The organism is Bradyrhizobium cedriense, assembly GCF_054602315.1.
Window position 1 is genome coordinate 146,761 of record NZ_JBTSWB010000008.1, and the last position, 16,915, is coordinate 163,675.

Consider the following 16,915-nt stretch of genomic DNA (forward strand, 5'->3'; position numbering starts at 1 on the left):
AACAAAGGCAGGCTTGGCGAGCTCATGGGAATTGGGGGAACGATGATGCATCGTGTGGTGGGCGGAATGATCACCGGCCTTCTGCTGCTCGCAAGCGCGCCCGCAATGGCTGACTCCCCGTCCGAGCTGATCTCGAGTTTCCGTCTCAAGCATGGTGAGGCCCGCGTCGTACGCGATGCCACGCTCGATCGCATCGCCATGGATCAGGCCCGTGCGATGGCGGCGAAGGACGACCTCAGTCACGACGCGCTCGGCCCCTTCAACCGCCGTGTCGCGCCGGCCGGTGCGGGCCGCGCCGCAGAGAACATCGCTTATGGCTACGACAATTTCGAAAAGACGCTCGGACAGTGGATCGACTCGTCCGGGCACCGCAAGAACTTGTTGCTGCACAACGCCTCCCGCGTCGGCATCGCGAGCGCCAAGAATGGCAGCGGCAAGCGCACCTATTGGGCCATGGTGATCGCCGGGGACTACGAGCCGAAGGGCAAGGGTAAGGGCAAAAAGGACAAGGAACCGCTGGTTGCCGTGAAGCGCGAGGCGGCGCCCGCAACCAAGCCCAAATCCAGCACCTGCACCATCAAGCTGCTCAGCCTCTGCATCTGAGACGAGACCGGCGGTCTTGCTCGCAGTCTTCGGCGCGTCTAATTCATACACGAGGATCGCGAGAAGCGGAGGCGTCAGTGATCGACATCGACCGGATACGTGCCGAGACGCCGGCCACCGCGCGGCTCGCGTACCTGCATAACGCTGGCGCGGCTCTGATGCCGGCGCCCGTTGTCGCGGCGATGAAGCAGCACATCGACCTGGAAGGCGAAATCGGCGGCTATGCCGCCGCGGACCGCGAGTCCGATCGGCTCGACGCGGTGTATGGCTCGGTGGCGCGCTTGCTCAATGCCGCGCGTGACGAGATCGCCCTGGTCGAGAATGCGACGGTCGCCTGGCAAATGGCGTTCTACGCGCTTTCGTTCGGCAAGGGCGACCGCATCCTGACAGCTGAGGCGGAATACGCTGCCAACTATGTTGCCTTTCTTCAGGTCGTGAAGCGAACCGGCGCGACGATCGATGTCGTACCGAGCGATGCCAGCGGCGAGCTCGACGTGCAGGCGCTCGAACGCATGATCAATGACCGCGTGAGGCTCATCGCGGTCACCTGGGTTCCGACCAATGGCGGATTGGTCAATCCCGCGGCGGCAATCGGCAAGATCGCGCGAGTGCGGGGCATTCCCTATCTGCTCGACGCCTGCCAGGCGGTCGGCCAAATGGAGGTCGACGTCGAAGCGATTGGCTGTGACATGCTGTCGGCCACGGGACGCAAATTCCTGCGCGGCCCGCGGGGCACCGGCTTTCTCTACGTCCGCCGGTCGATGCTGCAACAAATGGAGCCGCCAATGATCGACCATTTTGCCGCGCCCTGGGTCTCGCGGGATGAATATCGGCTTCGCGACGATGCACGCCGTTTCGAGACCTGGGAGAACAATTACGCCGCCCGGCTGGGGCTGGGAGCAGCAATCGACTATGCCCTCGATATCGGGATTGGTCCTATCGAACAGCGCTGCCGTCTGCTTGCAGACCGTCTTCGCGCCGGCCTCTCCGCCATTGGCAGCATCAAAATCCGCGACCTCGGCCGCGCGCCGGGCGCCATCGTCAGCTTCACGATTGAGGGGTATGAGGCCGACGCCATCGTCAGCAGTGCCGCTACGGCGGGCATCACGATCGGTGCTTCAGATCCTGCAAGCACCCGCATTGATGCGGAACTTCGCTCGCTTCCGCCGGTCGTTCGCGCCTCTCCGCATTATTACAACACGGAAGCCGAGATCGATCGGCTGATCAATCACCTCGCGGGTTTGGCGCCGCGATAGCGTCACATGTCTTTACGTGCAACGCGCGCTCAATCCGGACGCGCTGAGCCTTGCCATGACCTCGTCGAGATGCGCGCTGTCGCGGGTCTCGATGACGAGCTGCAGCAGTGTCGCCTTGGCCGGCAGGTCGGAGAAGGTCCGTTGATGCGAGACCTCGATGATGTTGGCGCCGGCTTCGGCCAGCAGCGCGGCCACGGCGGCCAGCTGCCCGGGGCGATCAGGAATATCGAGCGACAACTGCGTCAGCCGCCCCTCTCGTGCCAGCTCGCGCGTCAGGACCGAGGCGATCAGCCGCGTGTCGATGTTGCCGCCGCTGAGCACGAGGCCGACTTTCTGACCGGCGAAGCGGGACGGATCGGACATCAGCGCGGCAAGGCCGGCGGCGCCGGCGCCCTCGACCACCGTCTTCTCGATCGAGATCAGGGTTGCAACCGCACGCTCGAGCTCGGCTTCGTTGACCAGCGCGATGTCGTCGACGAGACGACGGACGATTTCGGTGGTGATCTTCCCCGGCGATTTCACCGCGATGCCTTCGGCGAGCGTATCGCCGCGCGCCGGCAGATTGCCGTCGTGGATGGCGTTGTACATCGAGGGATAGAGCCAGGCTTCGACACCCAATATCCGCAGCGATGGCTTGATCGACTTCGCGGCAATGGCGATGCCGCTGATCAGCCCGCCGCCGCCGATCGGAACGACCAGCGTGTCGAGCTCCGGTACGGCCTTGAGCATTTCCAGCCCGACCGTGCCCTGCCCCGCGATCACCAGCGGATCGTCGTAAGGGTGGACGAAGATCATGCCATGCGCTTCACCATGGCTGCGCGCAAAGGCGGCCGCCTCTTCCAGAGTCGCGCCCGTGACCACCACCTCGGCTCCGTGATGCCTGGTGTTCTCGATCTTCACCATCGGCGTGCCGATCGGCATCACGATGGTGGCGGGAATGCCGAGTCGCTTGGCGTGATAGGCGACGCCTTGCGCGTGGTTGCCTGCAGACATCGCGATCACGCCGCGCGCTCGCTCCTCCGGCGTCAGCGCCGTGAGCCGATTGAGCGCGCCGCGCTCCTTGAAGGAGGAGGTGAACTGGAGGTTCTCGAATTTGAGCCAGAGCTCGCAGCCGCAAATGCTGCTCAGCGTGCGGCTGTGGCTGCACGGCGTCTCGACGACCGCACCGCGGATGGTCTCGGCGGCGGCAAGAATGTCGCTTGGTGCGACCGGAAAGCCGCTGAGATCGGACGTGCTCTGGGACAAGTCAGCCATAGGACAGCATAGAGCAATTGGCCGGCTCAGGCGATACGCCAACCGCTATTTGGTAAATTCGCGTGAGCGTGAGGCGCGCCACAGCGTCCACAGCGTGCGCAGGCGCGACGACGGCTGCAGCGTGAACGGGTTGCGTCCCGGACGCGACAGGCGCTTGAGATCGGCCTGCGCCTGACGCAGCGGAAGAAACGCCAGCCGCACGGAGGGCGGCACCTGCGCCAGCAGCGAGGAAGCCGTCGCCAGATGCTGCCGGGCTTCACCCGCAAGCTGCTCCAGCACAGCACGGAGATTGGGTGTCTCCTTGCCGGCGAACACATCTTCCATGCTGCAATTGTGCCTCTCCATCACCTGCTGCGGCAGGAACAACTGCCGATGCGCGGCATCGCGCGGCAGATTGGCGATCACCTGAACGATGCCCTGCGCCAGCCCGGCATGGCGGGCGAGATGCACGACCGCCTCGGACGGCGGTCCCAAAACCTGCGCCGCCAGCTCGAACAAAGCCGATGAGGTCGCGGCCAGGTAGCCTTCCAGCGCCGCCATGGTCGGCATCGGATCGTTGTAGAGATCGAACTGGTGCTCGTCCGCAAGCAGAGACAGCGGCTCGACCGGCAGGTTGAAATCGCGGATCGCGCGAAGCAGTTCGGCTGCCACGGGATTGCCCTCGGCGCTGCCATGGACATGGCCCGACAGCATGTCGGTCCACCATTGCAGGCGGATCTCGCCGGGCAAGGGCTGGCTCACCTGGTCGCGGATGCGGACGATCTCGACGTTGAACGCATACAGCGCCAGCAACGCACGACGCTCGTTGTCTGGCACGAACAGTGTCGCGGCGTAGCGCGGAAAGTCATGGCTGCGCACGAGATCGGCGCAGAAGGCAACCGAGTCGGATATCGACGCAGCGTTGCTCATGGCACGGCGATCAGCGCGGCGGCGACCCGCCGCCGCTCGCCGATCATGATGTTGTAGGTCCGCACGGCGGGCCCGGTCTGCATCGTGTCCAGCACCACCCTCACCGCCTTGAGCGCCTGACGCAGTTCCGGCGGCGGCAGCCACAGCCCGGTTCCGGTGCCGACCAGGAGCGTGTCGATGCTGTTGGCGGCCGTGAAGATCCGATCCAGCGAATAGCGGTCGATCTTCTGGGGGTCCATCACGTCCCAGGCCCAGATCGCGTCTGGCAGGCAGAGCAGCGAGCCCCGATGCGACATACCGGCGAAGGCGAAGCCGCCCTTGCCATAGGCATCGATCGGCGCCGAGCGCGGGAAATGCGGAGCGTTGGGATCGCCGACCATGAGCTTCGTCCGACTGGGCTGACTACCCCCGCAAACGCGCGCGAGGGTACGCGGTTCGGATCATGCCTTGTTTTTCTTCGCCGGCGCATCCGTATCGGGTGCATCTTCACGATGCTCGCCGACGCCGAGGTAGATCAGGATCGGGGCCGCGATGAAGATCGAGGTGTAGGTGCCGACCAGCACCACGCCGAACATCATGACCGCGGTGAAGCTGTGGATGGCATGGCCGCCGAACAGGAGCAGTGCCAGCAGCGCCAGCGTCACGGTGACGTGGGTGATGATCGAGCGCGACAGCGTCGAGTTGATGGATTCGTTGAGCAACTGCGGCATCGGCATCTTCTTGTAGCGGCGCAGCATCTCGCGGATGCGGTCGTAGATGACGACGGTGTCGTTGAGCGAATAGCCCAAAATCGTCAGCAGTGCGGCGATGCTGGTGAGGTCGAAATCGACCTGGCTGATCGACATGAAGCCGATCGTCAGCACGATGTCGTGAACGTTGGCGATCATGGCACCGAGCGCGAACTGCCATTCGAACCGGAACCAGAGATAGATCAGGATGCCGAGGATCGCGAGCATCAGGCCGAGCATGCCGAAGGCCAGCAGTTCGCCGGAGACGCGCGGGCCGACCACCTCGACGCGGCGATATTCCACGGAATCGCCAAGCGCGGTGCGGACCTTCTGCACGGCCTCCTGCTGCGCGGCGTCGCCGCCCGGCTGCTCCGCGACCCGGATCAGGACGTTCTCGGGTCCGCCGAACTGCTGCAGCTGCACTTCGCCGAGACGCAGGGAATCGAGCGTCGTGCGCATCGCAGCGATGTCAGCGGCGCCCGACTTTGCCTTCACCTCAAGCAGCGTGCCGCCGCGGAAGTCGATGCCGAAGTTCAGGCCATGGGTGAAGAACAGCACGATTGCGAGGATCGAGAGCGCGGCCGAGATTGGGAAGCTGATCCGACGGAAGCGCGTGAAGTCGAAATGTGTATCGTCAGGGACGATGCGCAGCGACGGCAGCCAGCCGAACACGGAGACCACGGTGAGAATGGCAATGAGGACGCCGAGCCCGATGAGAACGGTGTGAGTCACGATCAGGCTCCTAGATCGGCACGCTCTGCGGCCGCTTCCACCGCACCCACCAGGCGACGATCAGCCGGGTCAGGGTGAAGGCGGTGAACACCGTGGTGATGATGCCGATGCCGAGCGTCACGGCAAAGCCGCGCACCGGGCCGGTGCCGATGTAGAACAGCACCGCGGCAGCAATGAAGGTGGTGATGTTGGAATCGAGGATGGTCGCGAGCGCCCGCTTGAAGCCGGCGTCGATCGCCGAGATCGCGTTGCGGCCGCCACGCAATTCCTCGCGGATGCGCTCGTAGATCAGCACGTTGGAATCGACCGCGATACCGACGGTGAGCACGATGCCAGCGATGCCGGGCAGCGTCAGCGTGGCATTGAGGAGCGACAGAAGGCCGAAGATCATGGCGACGTTGATGGCCACCGCGATGTTGGCGAACACGCCGAAGAGCCGGTAAGTCACGAGCATAAACACGATGACGAGGATCGAGCCGACATAAGCCGCAAGCTCGCCCTTCTCGATCGAATCCTGGCCCAGGCCCGGACCGACGGTGCGCTCCTCGACCACCGTCAGCGGCGCCGGCAGCGCGCCGGCACGCAGGAGGATGGCGAGGTCGTTGGCCGATTGCACGGTGAAATTGCCGGAGATCTGGCCCTGGCCACCGGTGATCGGCTCGCGAATGACAGGCGCCGAGATCACCTTGTTGTCGAGCACGATCGCGAAGGGCAGCCCGACGTTCTCCTGTGTGGCCTGCGCGAACTTTCGCGCGCCCGACGTATTGAACTTGAAGCTGACCACCGGCTCACCCGTGCGCTGGTCGAAGCTCGCCTGGGCGTCGGTCAGATCGCCACCGGCGACCAGCACCTGCTTCTTGACCACGTAGGGTGTCGGCGGCGGCGAGGCGCTCATCAAGAGCTCGGAGTCCGCCGGCACCCTGCCCTGCTGCGCCTGATCCGGCGGCACGGAGGTGTCGACCATTCGGAATTCCATCTTCGCGGTTCTGCCCAGCAACTCCTTCAGACGGGTCGGGTCTTGAAGACCGGGCACCTGCACCAGGATGCGGTCGTTGCCCTGGCGCTGGATCACCGGCTCGACGGTGCCGAGCTCGTTGACGCGGCGCTCGACGATCTGGATCGACTGCTCGATGGTCTTTCGCAGACGATCCAGTGTCGCGGCCTGCGGGACGCTCAGCCGGATCACGCCGCCACCGGCATCGGACACCTCGAGGTCGCGCTGACCGCTGGATCCCATGAGGCCGCCCAGCGGCTGGGACAGCTCCCGCAGCTTGGCAAGTGCGGCCTGCGCGTCCGATTCCTTGGTGATGCGAACCTCGACCGCGTCGTTGCGTACGGTCACGCCGCCGGTAAAGCCGATCTTGGCGTCGCGTAGCGTCCGGCGAACGTCGTCGCGGACCTGCTCGAGCCTCTCCTTCTTCACGTAGGCGGAATCGACCTCGAGCAGCAGATAGGAGCCGCCCTGGAGGTCGAGGCCGAGCACGAGCCTGCGCTGCGCCCACGCGGGCCAGGTCTTCACCTGCGCCTCGGGGAAGAAATTGGGGACCGCGCAGAGGCAAATAATCAGCGCCGTCAGGATAATCCCCAGCGCCCTCCACCGCGTGAAATACAACATCGAACGGACCTGTCAGATCAGGAGACTTGAAGAGACTCGCGCAGAAGCACTCACTTCGCTGCGGTGTCGTCCTTGGCGCTCTCTTTTGCGCTTTCCTTGGCCGGTTCGCCCTTGGCGCGCACGCCGGAAATCATCTGGCGCATTTGCCGCACGCGCACGCCGTCGGATATCTCGAACTCGATCTGGTCGTCGTCGACGACCTTGGTCACCTTGCCGACGAGGCCGCCCGAGGTCACGACGGTGTCGCCGCGGCGGATGTTCTTCACGAGTTCGGCGTGGTCGCGGACCTTCTTCTGCTGCGGACGCAGAATCAGGAAGTACATGATCACGAAGATCAGGGCGAACGGCAGCAGCGACATCAACATGCTGTTGGTGTCGCCGGCGCCCGCGGCCTGGGCATACGCAGGGGAAATCAGCATTCGGACGATCCTCGTGAGAACGGGGGAAAGCCGGTCAGGCCCTCAAGGGCGACCGGTTCGGTCAAATTCGCGCGGACTATAGCGGCCATTGTCCCAATTGCAACGCTGCCAGGCCGCCCTTTTGGCCCACCTTGCGGCGGGCCGTGAGGCCCGATAAGGCTGCGTTCTCAGGAACTTCGGACATGCCCAAAAAACCAAGCAAAAGCCCGGCCGGCAAAGGCCCCCGCACCCCTGCCCGCAAGCCCACCCGCCTCGCGGCAAAACGCCCCACGGCGATCGCCGCGGCAGCGCCAGACCTCTCGCAGGAGCGCATCGTCCGCGCGCTGGAGACGATCGCGGCCCACCTCTCCGCCCAGGGTAAGCTGGCCCCCGAACCCGAGTCGTTCGAGCGCGCGGACGCCTATGTCTGGCATCCCGATGGGCGCCTTGCGGCCGTGCCCCGGGTCAGCCGCGTCGAGCTGTTTCTGCTCAAGGGCGTCGACCGGATGCGCGACATCCTGATGGAGAACACCGAGCGCTTCGCCAATGGCCTGCCCGCCAACAATGCCCTGCTCTGGGGCGCGCGCGGCATGGGCAAGTCGTCGCTGGTGAAGGCAGCGCATGCCAGCATCAACGCTGACCGCAAACCGGCCGACAAGCTGAAGCTGATCGAGATCCACCGCGAGGACATCGAGAGCCTGCCCGCCCTGATGGAGCAACTTCGCGCCTCCGCCTTCCGCTTCATCGTGTTCTGCGACGACCTCTCGTTCGACGGCAACGATGCCTCCTACAAGTCGCTCAAGGCGGTGCTCGAAGGCGGCATCGAGGGCCGGCCCGACAACGTCATCCTCTACGCCACCTCCAACCGCCGCCACCTGCTGGCGCGCGAGATGATCGAGAACGAGCGCTCGACCGCGATCAATCCGGGCGAAGCGGTCGAGGAGAAGGTGTCGCTGTCGGATCGCTTCGGCCTCTGGCTCGGCTTTCACCGCTGCAGCCAGGACGAATATCTCGCCATGGTGCGCGGCTATTGCAGCCATTTCGGCATCAAGCTCGACGATGAGGCGCTGGAGCGCGAGGCGCTGGAATGGTCGACCACGCGCGGCTCGCGCTCGGGCCGCGTCGCCTGGCAGTTCGTGCAGGAGCTGGCGGGACGGCTGGGCGTGAAGCTGACGGCGACGTAGCGGGAGTGCCAGCTCAAAACGAGATCGCCCGCTTTCGCGGGCGATCTTCTGTCTTATGGGGGTGACAACCTAGCAGCGCCTCACGCCCCGTTTAGGAATTGAAGCGGGTCAACCGGGCTCGATCCCTTGCGGATCTCGAAGTGGAGCTGCGGCGACGCCACCTCACCGGATTGACCCGACTTGGCAATGACCTGACCGCGCTTGATGGTCTCGCCGCGCTTCACCAACAGCTCACTCGCATGGGCATATGCGGTGACGTAGCCGTTGGAGTGCCGAACCAGGACTAGATTGCCATAACCTTTCAGCTCGTTGCCGGAATAGGCGACGACGCCGTCTTCGGCCGCCTTGACCGGCGTTCCCTCTGGCACCGCCAGATTGATGCCGTCGTTGGACTTGCCGTTGGTCTTGGCGCCGTAGCTCGTGACCACCTTGCCGCGGACGGGCCAGCGGAAGGTCGGCAGCGCGCCGGTGGCCTCCGCAGCCTTTGCCGGCGTGTCGGCAGGCTTCTCTTCGACATTGGCCGTCGCCTGAGCCAGGCGAGCGCTCTGCACCGGCGCGACGGAGGCCATCTTGGTGGCGGGCGCAGGCGCGGCCGCGACTGGCTGGAGCGTCCCCACCACCGGCGCTGCGCCAACCGGAGCCGCCGGCGCCGCAACGGCAGCGGTCTTGGCACCGGGCACGGTCAGCTTGGTGCCGAGCTTGAGTTTTGCAGACGGATCGAGGCCGTTGGCCCGGGCGAGTTCAGCCGACGATATCTGGTTCTTGCGGGCAATGCTGGCGAGCGTGTCGCCGCGATTGACGAAATGGGTGCTCGAGGGCGCAGCCATGGCCGCAACCGGCTTGGCAGCGGGCGCTGCCGCAACGGGAGCCATGGCAGGCGCCTGCGCGACGGCCGTGGCTGGATGCGGGATGATCAGCTGCTGGCCGGGCGAGAGCGCGCGCGGGCCCTTGTAGCCATTGGCGGCAAGGATCGCCTGCGGCGTGACGCGATAGCGCTTGGCGAGCACATCGAGTGTATCGCTGGTGCCGACGATGATCTTGGTCCCGCCGGCTGGCTGGGCGGCCGCGACCGAGCGCGGCGGCACTGTGGCCGTGGTTTCGAGATGCGGCTGCGCCGGAGGCGCATAGGAGCTCACGCCGCGTCCTCCGCCGGAGACACCCCCACCGGACGCAACGGGGTAGGTTTGAGGCGCGGACACGGCCGGCGGCGGCAAGGGCTGTGACTGATAATAGCCCGGCTGCGTCTGCGGCCGCGAATATTGCGGCAGCTCACGCTGCGGCGGATGTGCCTGCTGCACCGATCCCGTAGATTCCGAGGCAAAGGGATTGGAGAAGTTCGACTGGGAGAGCCGCGACGACATGTCGGCGCTGCACCCTGCAAAGCTGAAGGAGATCAGCGCCAGCACCGCGACCTGCGGCACGCGGCGCGAGTAAAGCAACTCGGCTACAGCGGACATGGTTACTCACTCGTACGCAACAGAACTGGTGTTTTAAGTAAACACCTGCCGAGTAAATAACGGCTTAACCCTCCCAATAAGGTGTTGGCGGCACAGCCGATCCGGGGTTCTACAGTTCCCGTGCCACACCGGGCAGCGCCGGCACGAAGCGGACCTCGACGAGCTCCTTGCGCTCGATCCCCGTTTCGGTGCGGGTCAAGCGGGTCAGCGTCTGTACGCCCTGATGCGGGCCGACAGGGGCGATCAGGATACCCCCGAGCTCCAGCCGCTCGATCAGGTTCTCCGGAATCTGCTCCATCGCGGCGGTGACGATGATGCGGTCGAAGGGACCGATATTGGGGGGCAGATTGAGGCCGTCGCCAAGCATCACCTCGACATTGTGACAATCGAGCTTTTCCAGCCGGGCGCGTGCCGTGTCGGCGAGCTTGCGATAGCGCTCGACGGTCAGCACGTGACCCGCGAGCCGCGACAGCACGGCCGCCTGATAGCCGGAGCCGGTACCGATTTCGAGCACCCGGTGCTGCTTCCGAAGCTGGAGCTGCTCGGTCATGTAGGCGACGACGAAGGGCTGGCTGATGGTCTGTCCGCAGGCGATCGGCAGCGCGCTGTCACGATAGGCGCCGTCGCGATCGGCCTCGTCGACGAAAAGCTCGCGCGGGACCTCTTCCATGGTCCGCAGCACGGCCTGATCGCTGATGCCCCGACGCCTCAGCGTCAGCTGAAACATCATCTTTTCCGGCGGATGCTGATCGGGCGTCATTGCTGCTGTTGCTCATCTGGTCTGGCGGATCCTGCACCGCAAGAACCCGAGACGAGAATCTTGTTCCGGCCCAGGAACTCATGATAGCCTTCCGGCACAGCATTTGACCACAATCGGGCAACGAACGCGCTAAGCCATTTGCGGTTTGCCGTCGCCGAAACGCGCATTGCGTCGCTGATCGTTATCTGCGAACGTTCGTGAGAATGGGCAAGGACTCACCTATGACTGCGACAGGGCTTTCGGGCCGCTCTGTTTTCCTCGTCGAGGACGAGGTCATGATCAGAATGATGGTCGCGGACATGCTGGAGGAGCTCGGCTACAAGGTTGCTGCGGAAGCGGGCGATATCACCGAGGCCATGCGGCTTGCGCAATCCACCGACTTCGACCTCGCCATTCTGGACGTCAACGTCAACGGCAAAGTCATCTCGCCGGTGGCCGATGTCATCATGGCGAAGGGCTGTCCGTTCATCTTCGCCACCGGCTACGGTTCGTCCGGCCTGCCTGAACAGTACCGCGACCGGCCGGCGCTGCAGAAGCCATTCCAGCTTGACGCGCTCGGCAAGACCATCGAAGCCGCGCTTCGCGGCGGCTAAAGCATGATCCGGAAAAGTGCGCAGCGGTTTTCCGAAAAGATCATGCTTAAACAACAACCGAAAGCGCGATGACGATCCATCCTAATCGCATCGCGCTTTAGGCATTACTTCAGCGTCGCGCTCAGTTCTTCCGAAAATGCTTCATTGGTGCGGTCGAGCCTGAGCGGCGTCACCGAGACGTAGCGCTCGCGCAGCGCTGCCAGATCGGTGCCGTCGGCGGGCGTGTCGAGCATCGCGGTGCGTTCGAAGCCGATCCAGAAATAGGGATTGCCGCGGCCATCGCTGCGCTCGTCGATCTTGAGGAAGCCCAGATTGCGCTTGCCCTGGCGCGTGACGCGGACGCCCAGAACATCCTCCGGCGCGCAGGACGGGAAGTTGACGTTGATGACGGTGTCCTTGGGAACGCCGGCGGCGATCACCTTGCGCAGGATGTCGGGCCCGAATTTGCGCGCGGTGTCCCAGGGCGGCCGCTCGCGGGTCTCGACGCTGAACTCCTGCGAGAGCGCGAACGACGGCAGGCCGAGGATGGTGCCCTCCAGCGCGCCGGCGATGGTGCCGGAATAGACCACGTCCTCGGCGACGTTGCGGCCCTTGTTGACACCCGAGAGCACGACGTCCGGCAGCTTGGCGCCGAGGATATGGCGCGCGCCCATGATGACGCAGTCCGTCGGCGTGCCGCGCACGGCGAAGTGCCGCGGGCCGACCTCGCGCAGGCGCAAGGGATCGTTCAGCGACAGCGAATGCGAGACCCCGGACTGATCGAGCTCGGGCGCCACGACCCAGACGTCGTCCGACAAGGCGCGCGCGATCTCCTCCACGACCTTGAGGCCTGGAGCGTGGATGCCGTCGTCATTGGTGCAGAGAATGCGCATGCGCGAGGTCGATTCCGAAAGCCGTTTGATCTGTCATATCCGGCTGTAGCCGATCAGGCAAACCGGCTGATCGGGGCGCCGGCGGCCGGTTCCCGGGCTCGTCCCGTTAGCGGCGAATACGCCATTGCGGCAGGAAGCGCGCGAGCCGACCTTCCGCGCTCAGTTTCATCACCGGTACGACCGGACTCACAACGGGCGCCTCGATCACGCCGAGCGCCTCCATCTGCGCGACCAACGGGTCAGACTTCGGCGTCTGCGGAAAGCGTTCGCGCGCCACCGCCAGCGCCTTGTCGAAGTCGGCGGCATTGACTCCCGGCTTGGCCCTCCGGCTCTGGACGAGATCGTCGTCCCAGAGCCGCGCGATCTCGATGTCCAAGACGCCGCGCAGGCGCTGGTCGACGGCCTGGATGCCCGCCCCCGTCACCGCCCATTGTCGGCCGACCCAGAAGATGTCGCGGTGCAAGGCCATGAAAGGTGGGGTTCGCGTTGACGGGCCGGCAGGATAGCCGGCCGCCCGGTCTTCGCAACCCTACTCGCGCGCAATCACCTTCAACCCGCCCATATAGGGCTGGAGCACGTCGGGGACTGCGATGGAGCCGTCCTCCTGCTGATAGGTTTCCATCACCGCGATCAGTGCGCGGCCGACCGCGGTGCCGGAGCCGTTCAGCGTGTGCACGAAACGGGGCTTGCCGTCCGGGCCGCGCGAGCGCGCATCCATGCGCCGCGCCTGGAAGTCGCCGCAAACCGAGCAGCTCGAAATCTCGCGGAACATGCCGCCATCGCCCTGCCCTGGCATCCAAACCTCGATGTCATATGTCTTCTGCGACGAGAAGCCCATGTCCCCTGCGCACAGCGTCATCACGCGGTAGTGGAGGTCGAGCTTCTGCAGCACCTGCTCGGCGCAGGACAGCATCCGCTCCAGCTCATCCTTGCTCGTCTCAGGCGTCGTGATCGAGACCAGCTCGACCTTGGTGAATTGATGCTGGCGGATCATGCCGCGGGTGTCGCGCCCAGCGGCGCCCGCCTCGGCACGGAAGCACGGCGTCAGCGCGGTGAGGCGCATCGGCAATTGCTTCTCGTCCAGGATGGACTCGCGCGCAAGATTGGTGAGCGACACCTCGGCGGTGGGGATCAGGCCGAGGCGCTCGGTCTTGAGCCGCTCATGGTCGGGCGCCGCCAGCAGCTCGCCCTTGATCGCCCAGAACTGGTCGTCCTCGAATTTCGGTAACTGCCCGGTGCCGAACATCACCTCGTTGCGCACCAGCAGCGGCGGATTGATCTCGGTGTAGCCGTGCCCGGTGGTGTGCAGGTCGAGCATGAACTGGCCGATCGCGCGCTCGAGCCTCGCCAGCCCCTTCTTCAGCACGACGAAGCGTGCGCCGGAGAGCTTTGCCGCCGCCTCGAAATCCATGTAGCCGAGCGCAGTGCCGAGATCGTCATGCAGCTTCGGCGCAAAGCTGTAATTGCGCTTGTTGCCGAACACGTGGTGCTGGACGTTGCCGTGCTCGTCGACGCCGTCGGGCACTTCGTCGAACGGAATGTTCGGGATCGCCGACAGCTCTCTCGTCAGCTCCTCGTCGGCAGCTTTCGCGGCGGCTTCGAGGTCCGGCATCGTGGTCTTGAGCTCGGCGACCTCGGCCATCAGCTTGGCGGCGCGCGCCTCGTCCTTGGCCCTCTTGGCATCGCCGATCTCCTTCGAGGCCGCATTGCGCCGCGCCTGCGCCTGCTCGGAGGCGAGGATCGCTGCGCGTCGTTTCTCGTCGATCGCCAGCAGCGAGGCCGACATCGGCTTCAAACCGCGCCGTGCGAGGCCGGCGTCGAAGGCTTGCGGATTGTCGCGGATCGATTTGATGTCGTGCATGGCTGTCTTCCGGTCATGGCCGGGTTTATCCCGGTCATCCACGTGTCTGCCGCCTTAGATCAAGTCGTCGATGCCCGGGTCAAGCCCGGGCATGACGAATCATGGGCTGAACGGCGCCATGATAGAGCGAAAGCGCCCTACTCTGCTGGATTGGCTGGCGTGGACACGTCGGTGCCGGTGGCGGCCTGCGAGGCTGCCGCCTTTCTCTCCACCACCGCGACCGCGATGATCGAGCCCTCGTAAAGCGCCATCAGGGGAAACGCGAGGGAGCACTGGCTGAGCACGTCGGGAGGTGTCAGCACAGCCGCGATGACGAAGGCCATCACGATGAAGTAGCGCCGCTTCTCGCGCAGCATTTTCGAACTGACGATGCCGATGCGACCGAGCAGCGTCAGGATCACCGGAAGCTGGAAGGCGATGCCGAAGGCGAAGATCAGCGACATCATCAGCGACAGATATTCGCCGACCTTGGGCAGGAGCTGAATCTGAGCGGTCTCGTCGCCGCCGGCCTGCTGCATGCCGAGCGAGAAGCGCACCAGCATCGGCAGCACCACGAAATAGACCAGCGCGGCGCCGAGCACGAAGAAGAACGGGGTCGCGACCAGATACGGCAGGAAGGCCTGCTTCTCGTGCTTGTAGAGCCCGGGCGCGACGAACTTGTAGATCTGCGTCGCAACGATCGGGAACGAGATGAAGCCGGCGCCGAACAGCGCGAGCTTGAGCTGGGTGATGAAATATTCCAGCAGCGCCGTGTAGATGAACTTCGAATTCTCGGGACCCGCGATCCACACGAACGGCCAGACCAGCACGTTGTAGATTTGCTTCGCAAAGAAGAAGCAGAAGATGAAAGCCACGCCGAAGCCGAGCAACGCCTTGATCAGCCGCGAGCGCAGCTCGATCAGATGATCCATCAGCGGGGCTTTGCTGGCCTCGATATCGACGTCGGTCATGACGCTTTGGCGTCCTTGATCGCTTCGGATGGCGCGGTGTCCTGCGCGACGGCGGCCTGCTCGACTTCACGGGTGATCGCGAGCGGCTCGCTCGCGGCCGCATGCGCCTCGGCTTCCACAAAGGTCGCCGGCGTTGGCGCTTCCGGAGTAGTCGGGGAAACAGGCGGTTCGACAGCAGTGGCAGCCGACGTCTCGGCCGGCTTGTCGAGCGCGTCGACGCGAAGCGCGTCGCTGACGTCCTTCTGAAGCGAAGTCAGCGGATTGAACCCCGTGGCGGCTTCCTTGACCTCGTCGAAGCTCTTCTTCAGGTCGGCCATCTCGGCCTCGCGCATCGCTTCCTGGAACTGGCCCTGGAATTCGGCGGCCATCTTGCGGGCCTTGGCCATCCACTGCCCGACCATACGCAACACGCCCGGCAGCTCTTTCGGGCCGATGGCGATCAGGGCCACAACCCCGACGAGGACCAGTTCACTCCACCCGATGTCGAACATGAGGTCTTCCGTTCACGCCAGCCGGAGCCGGCCCAATCCTTGCGCGCAGGATCGGGGCCGCTACCCGTGTCTCGCGTGCTCTCTGGCTCAGACGGCCTTGCTGCCGACGTCGGACCGTGCTGCGGTCGGCGCAGCATTGTGCTCGATCGACTTGGCCGGCTCGGGCTTCTCTGCGGGCTTGTCGTCGTCCTGCATGCCCTTCTTGAATGCCTTGATGCCCTGCGCCACGTCGCCCATCAGATCCGATATCTTGCCGCGGCCGAACAGCAGCAGGACCACTGCGATCACCAAGATCCAGTGCCAAATGCTGAGTGAACCCATCCTGCAACCCTCCAAACGCGCATGGCCGGGGACCCGGCCGATCTTCACCGAAACCTAGGCTTGGCAGGTCTCAAAAACAAGGACCAAGGCGGCGCCAATTCGCTGTCGGCGCTACGCAATCTTGCTAGTGTTAACCGGTCGCAGGGCGCGGAACCGGCGGGGCGTCACACCTCGGAGCCGCCTTCACTGCCGGTTTCGCCGCCGCCCTCATTGTCGCCTTCAGGCGTCTCGGGCTCGACCGCAGGCGCCAGCGCAAGATCGAGGTCCTCGCCCGGTTCCAGCGGATCCTCGTCCTCGCGCAGTGTCGGATCATCGGACGGCGTCGGCACGCTAAATCCGGTCGGCAGACGCGAATCCAGCAGGCCCGTGCCCTTCAGCTCTTCCAGACCCGGCAGGTCGCCGAGCTGCTCCAGCGTGAATTGCGACAGGAATTCCTCCGTGGTTCCGAAGGTCAAGGGACGGCCGGGCGTCTTGCGCCGTCCGCGCGGCTTGATCCAGCCGGTCTCCAGCAGCACGTCGAGCGTACCCTTTGAGGTGACGACACCGCGGATTTCCTCGATCTCGGCACGCGTCACAGGCTGGTGATAGGCGATGATCGCCAGCACCTCGATCGCGGCGCGCGACAGGCGGCGGGTCTCGGTGCTCTCACGCGTCATCAGCCAGGCGAGATCGCCGGCCGTGCGGAACGTCCATTTGTTGGCGACGCGGACGAGGTTGACGCCGCGTGCGGAATAGTCGGCCTGCAATTGCTCGAGCGCTGCCTTGACGTCGACGCCCTCGGGCATGCGCTTGGCCAGCGTCGCGGTGTCCAGCGGTTCACTCGAAGCAAACAGCAGCGCTTCCAGCAGCCGCAATTCCTCGGGACGCGCCTGGGATTCGTTCTCCATCGGCTCGGCCTCTTCTACCCGCACTTCAGCCAGGCTTGCCATGG

General features: G+C 64.9%; 19 protein-coding genes. 4 read left to right on the plus strand and 15 right to left on the minus strand.

All coding sequences use genetic code 11. The features are described 5' to 3' along the window. The first annotated feature begins 45 nt into the window (after positions 1-45). Both ACYCVF_RS28560 and ACYCVF_RS28565 read left to right on the plus strand, forming a co-directional pair. Positions 46-603 carry a CAP domain-containing protein gene (locus ACYCVF_RS28560; RefSeq protein ID WP_459596444.1) on the plus strand — a complete coding sequence of 186 codons (558 nt, stop codon included), beginning with the start codon at positions 46-48 and terminating at the stop codon, positions 601-603. Positions 604-680: 77 nt separating this feature from the next. Continuing rightward, a complete protein-coding gene (locus ACYCVF_RS28565; RefSeq protein ID WP_459595540.1) occupies positions 681-1,859 on the plus strand; it encodes an aminotransferase class V-fold PLP-dependent enzyme in 1,179 nt (392 codons plus the stop codon). 12 nt (positions 1,860-1,871) lie between these two features. Here the strand turns inward: ACYCVF_RS28565 and ACYCVF_RS28570 are convergent, their stop codons facing one another. The 6 genes from ACYCVF_RS28570 to yajC are packed head-to-tail and all read right to left on the minus strand — an operon-like array spanning position 1,872 to position 7,516. After that, positions 1,872-3,113, minus strand: a complete 1,242-nt coding sequence (locus ACYCVF_RS28570; protein WP_459595539.1) for a threonine ammonia-lyase — start codon at positions 3,111-3,113, stop codon at positions 1,872-1,874. 45 nt (positions 3,114-3,158) lie between these two features. Further along, the gene (locus ACYCVF_RS28575) at positions 3,159-4,022 is read right to left on the minus strand and encodes a phytoene/squalene synthase family protein (RefSeq protein WP_459595538.1); all 864 of its coding nucleotides are present in this window, start codon (positions 4,020-4,022) and stop codon (positions 3,159-3,161) included. After that, positions 4,019-4,402, minus strand: coding sequence for an Mth938-like domain-containing protein (locus ACYCVF_RS28580; RefSeq protein WP_459595537.1), 384 nt, complete (start codon positions 4,400-4,402; stop codon positions 4,019-4,021). Before ACYCVF_RS28580 ends, ACYCVF_RS28575 begins: the two co-directional genes overlap by 4 nt. A gap of 60 nt (positions 4,403-4,462) precedes the next feature. Then, a complete protein-coding gene (gene secF / locus ACYCVF_RS28585; protein WP_459595536.1) occupies positions 4,463-5,482 on the minus strand; it encodes a protein translocase subunit SecF in 1,020 nt (339 codons plus the stop codon). Positions 5,483-5,492: 10 nt separating this feature from the next. Further along, complete coding sequence (secD, locus tag ACYCVF_RS28590) at positions 5,493-7,097, minus strand: protein translocase subunit SecD (protein ID WP_459595535.1); 1,605 nt, start codon at positions 7,095-7,097, stop codon at positions 5,493-5,495. Positions 7,098-7,147: 50 nt separating this feature from the next. Continuing rightward, positions 7,148-7,516: a preprotein translocase subunit YajC gene (gene yajC, locus ACYCVF_RS28595; protein WP_061028201.1), complete on the minus strand. Its 369-nt coding sequence runs from the start codon at positions 7,514-7,516 to the stop codon at positions 7,148-7,150. 182 nt (positions 7,517-7,698) lie between these two features. Between yajC and ACYCVF_RS28600 the strand changes: the two genes are divergently transcribed. Further along, a complete protein-coding gene (locus ACYCVF_RS28600; RefSeq protein WP_459595534.1) occupies positions 7,699-8,679 on the plus strand; it encodes an ATP-binding protein in 981 nt (326 codons plus the stop codon). Positions 8,680-8,759: 80 nt separating this feature from the next. Here the strand turns inward: ACYCVF_RS28600 and ACYCVF_RS28605 are convergent, their stop codons facing one another. Continuing rightward, positions 8,760-10,136, minus strand: a complete 1,377-nt coding sequence (locus ACYCVF_RS28605) for a peptidoglycan DD-metalloendopeptidase family protein (protein ID WP_459595533.1) — start codon at positions 10,134-10,136, stop codon at positions 8,760-8,762. A gap of 109 nt (positions 10,137-10,245) precedes the next feature. Continuing rightward, entirely contained in the window at positions 10,246-10,896 is a 651-nt protein-coding gene (locus ACYCVF_RS28610) for a protein-L-isoaspartate(D-aspartate) O-methyltransferase (RefSeq protein ID WP_459595532.1), read from the minus strand. Positions 10,897-11,117: 221 nt separating this feature from the next. Between ACYCVF_RS28610 and ACYCVF_RS28615 the strand changes: the two genes are divergently transcribed. Continuing rightward, entirely contained in the window at positions 11,118-11,489 is a 372-nt protein-coding gene (locus ACYCVF_RS28615; RefSeq protein WP_197959430.1) for a response regulator, read from the plus strand. 104 nt (positions 11,490-11,593) lie between these two features. Here ACYCVF_RS28615 and surE read toward each other — a convergent pair whose 3' ends face one another. The 7 genes from surE to scpB form a co-directional block, all read right to left on the minus strand. After that, a complete protein-coding gene (gene surE / locus ACYCVF_RS28620) occupies positions 11,594-12,361 on the minus strand; it encodes a 5'/3'-nucleotidase SurE (RefSeq protein ID WP_459595531.1) in 768 nt (255 codons plus the stop codon). Between the two features lie 106 nt (positions 12,362-12,467). Beyond that, positions 12,468-12,830, minus strand: coding sequence for a hypothetical protein (locus ACYCVF_RS28625; protein ID WP_459595530.1), 363 nt, complete (start codon positions 12,828-12,830; stop codon positions 12,468-12,470). Between the two features lie 60 nt (positions 12,831-12,890). Continuing rightward, complete coding sequence (serS, locus tag ACYCVF_RS28630; protein WP_459595529.1) at positions 12,891-14,222, minus strand: serine--tRNA ligase; 1,332 nt, start codon at positions 14,220-14,222, stop codon at positions 12,891-12,893. Between the two features lie 137 nt (positions 14,223-14,359). Continuing rightward, positions 14,360-15,172 (minus strand): twin-arginine translocase subunit TatC, encoded by an 813-nt coding sequence (tatC, locus tag ACYCVF_RS28635; protein WP_459595528.1) that lies wholly within the window; start codon positions 15,170-15,172, stop codon positions 14,360-14,362. Then, positions 15,169-15,663 carry a Sec-independent protein translocase protein TatB gene (gene tatB, locus ACYCVF_RS28640; RefSeq protein ID WP_459595527.1) on the minus strand — a complete coding sequence of 165 codons (495 nt, stop codon included), beginning with the start codon at positions 15,661-15,663 and terminating at the stop codon, positions 15,169-15,171. Before tatB ends, tatC begins: the two co-directional genes overlap by 4 nt. A gap of 87 nt (positions 15,664-15,750) precedes the next feature. Beyond that, positions 15,751-15,984: a twin-arginine translocase TatA/TatE family subunit gene (locus ACYCVF_RS28645; RefSeq protein ID WP_018642198.1), complete on the minus strand. Its 234-nt coding sequence runs from the start codon at positions 15,982-15,984 to the stop codon at positions 15,751-15,753. 164 nt (positions 15,985-16,148) lie between these two features. Next, entirely contained in the window at positions 16,149-16,913 is a 765-nt protein-coding gene (gene scpB, locus ACYCVF_RS28650) for an SMC-Scp complex subunit ScpB (RefSeq protein WP_459595526.1), read from the minus strand. Positions 16,914-16,915 lie beyond the last annotated feature (2 nt).

Bases quoted from the DNA above. Each gene is read 5' to 3' on its own strand.
- ACYCVF_RS28625 (WP_459595530.1), bottom strand. From the start codon at position 12,830: ATGGCCTTGCACCGCGACATCTTCTGGGTCGGCCGACAATGGGCGGTG.
- surE (WP_459595531.1), bottom strand. From the start codon at position 12,361: ATGCGCATTCTCTGCACCAATGACGACGGCATCCACGCTCCAGGCCTC.
- secD (WP_459595535.1), bottom strand. From the start codon at position 7,097: ATGTTGTATTTCACGCGGTGGAGGGCGCTGGGGATTATCCTGACGGCG.
- ACYCVF_RS28645 (WP_018642198.1), bottom strand. From the start codon at position 15,984: ATGGGTTCACTCAGCATTTGGCACTGGATCTTGGTGATCGCAGTGGTC.
- ACYCVF_RS28610 (WP_459595532.1), bottom strand. From the start codon at position 10,896: ATGACGCCCGATCAGCATCCGCCGGAAAAGATGATGTTTCAGCTGACG.
- ACYCVF_RS28560 (WP_459596444.1), top strand. From the start codon at position 46: ATGCATCGTGTGGTGGGCGGAATGATCACCGGCCTTCTGCTGCTCGCA.
- ACYCVF_RS28575 (WP_459595538.1), bottom strand. From the start codon at position 4,022: ATGAGCAACGCTGCGTCGATATCCGACTCGGTTGCCTTCTGCGCCGAT.
- yajC (WP_061028201.1), bottom strand. From the start codon at position 7,516: ATGCTGATTTCCCCTGCGTATGCCCAGGCCGCGGGCGCCGGCGACACC.
- serS (WP_459595529.1), bottom strand. From the start codon at position 14,222: ATGCACGACATCAAATCGATCCGCGACAATCCGCAAGCCTTCGACGCC.
- tatC (WP_459595528.1), bottom strand. From the start codon at position 15,172: ATGACCGACGTCGATATCGAGGCCAGCAAAGCCCCGCTGATGGATCAT.
- scpB (WP_459595526.1), bottom strand. From the start codon at position 16,913: ATGGCAAGCCTGGCTGAAGTGCGGGTAGAAGAGGCCGAGCCGATGGAG.
- ACYCVF_RS28580 (WP_459595537.1), bottom strand. From the start codon at position 4,402: ATGGTCGGCGATCCCAACGCTCCGCATTTCCCGCGCTCGGCGCCGATC.
- ACYCVF_RS28615 (WP_197959430.1), top strand. From the start codon at position 11,118: ATGACTGCGACAGGGCTTTCGGGCCGCTCTGTTTTCCTCGTCGAGGAC.
- tatB (WP_459595527.1), bottom strand. From the start codon at position 15,663: ATGTTCGACATCGGGTGGAGTGAACTGGTCCTCGTCGGGGTTGTGGCC.
- ACYCVF_RS28605 (WP_459595533.1), bottom strand. From the start codon at position 10,136: ATGTCCGCTGTAGCCGAGTTGCTTTACTCGCGCCGCGTGCCGCAGGTC.
- ACYCVF_RS28570 (WP_459595539.1), bottom strand. From the start codon at position 3,113: ATGGCTGACTTGTCCCAGAGCACGTCCGATCTCAGCGGCTTTCCGGTC.
- ACYCVF_RS28600 (WP_459595534.1), top strand. From the start codon at position 7,699: ATGCCCAAAAAACCAAGCAAAAGCCCGGCCGGCAAAGGCCCCCGCACC.